The 1,026-nt window shown below is 69.6% G+C and carries 1 protein-coding gene; it reads left to right on the top strand.

Features of this window, described 5'->3' with window-relative positions; genetic code table 11:
* Nucleotides 1–14: 14 nt before the first annotated feature.
* Nucleotides 15–1,026: AMP-binding protein (locus FJV41_RS49290; protein ID WP_246137909.1), on the top strand; the 1,012-nt coding region annotated here is incomplete at its 3' end.

Raw genomic sequence — 1,026 nt, 5'->3', positions numbered from 1 at the left:
GGGTGGGGCTGTGCATGGAGCGCTCGCTGGAGCAGTTGGTGGGGGTGCTGGGGATATTGAAGGCGGGGGCGGCGTACGTACCGCTGGACACGAAGTACCCGGCGGAGCGGCTGGGGTACATGGTGGAGGATGCGAAGGTGGTGCGGGTGCTGACGCGGGCGAGTCAGCGCGCGGTGCTGCCGGAGCGGGCGCGAGCGCTGGCGTTGTGCGTGGATGAGGAGGCGGGGGAGATAGGGAGGAGGCCGGACATGGCGCCCCCGAGGGCGGTGCCACCTGGAGGCACCTGCTACGTGGTGTACACGTCAGGGAGCACGGGGAAGCCGAAGGGGGTGGCGCTGTCGCACGCGGCGCTGTGCAACCTGTTGCTGTGGCAGCGGGCGCACTCGGTGAAGGCGGAGGCTGTGACGTTGCAGTTCGCGTCGCTGAGCTTCGACGTGTCCTTCCAGGAAATCTTCTCGACGTGGAGCGCGGGAGGAGCGCTGGTGGTGCCGCCGGCGGCGCTGAGGCAGGACGTGCCTGCGCTGCTGGACTTCATGGTGAGTCACCAGGTGGAGCGGTTGTTTCTGCCCTTCGTCGCGCTGCAGGCGCTGGCGGACGCGGTGGCGCACGGGGCGAGTGTGCCCACGTCATTGAGGGAAGTGGTGACGGCGGGAGAGCAGTTGCAGGTGACGCCGGCGGTGGTGGCCTTCTTCGAGAAGCTGCCGGGGTGCGTGCTGGAGAATCAGTACGGCCCGTCGGAGACGCACGTGGTGAGTGCGCACCGGTTGAAGGGGCCGCCGGGGAGCTGGCCGAGACTGCCGCCGATTGGAGTGCCGCTGCCGGACACGAAGCTGCTGGTGTTGGACGGGCAGGGGAGGCTGTGTCCGATTGGAGTGGCCGGAGAGCTGTACATCGGCGGGGCGCAGCTGGCGCAGGGGTACCACGAGAGGGCGGAGCTGACGGCGAAGCGCTTCGTGCCGGACGGGTACGCGAGGGAGGCGGGGGCGAGGCTGTACCGGACGGGAGACAGGGCGAGGTGGAGAGGGG

It is taken from the genome of Myxococcus llanfairpwllgwyngyllgogerychwyrndrobwllllantysiliogogogochensis, from assembly GCF_006636215.1.
GTDB classification, from domain to species: Bacteria; Myxococcota; Myxococcia; order Myxococcales; family Myxococcaceae; genus Myxococcus; species Myxococcus llanfairpwllgwyngyllgogerychwyrndrobwllllantysiliogogogochensis.
Note: the sequence above shows the minus strand (reverse complement) of the source record. Positions and strands in the feature narration are given on the sequence as shown.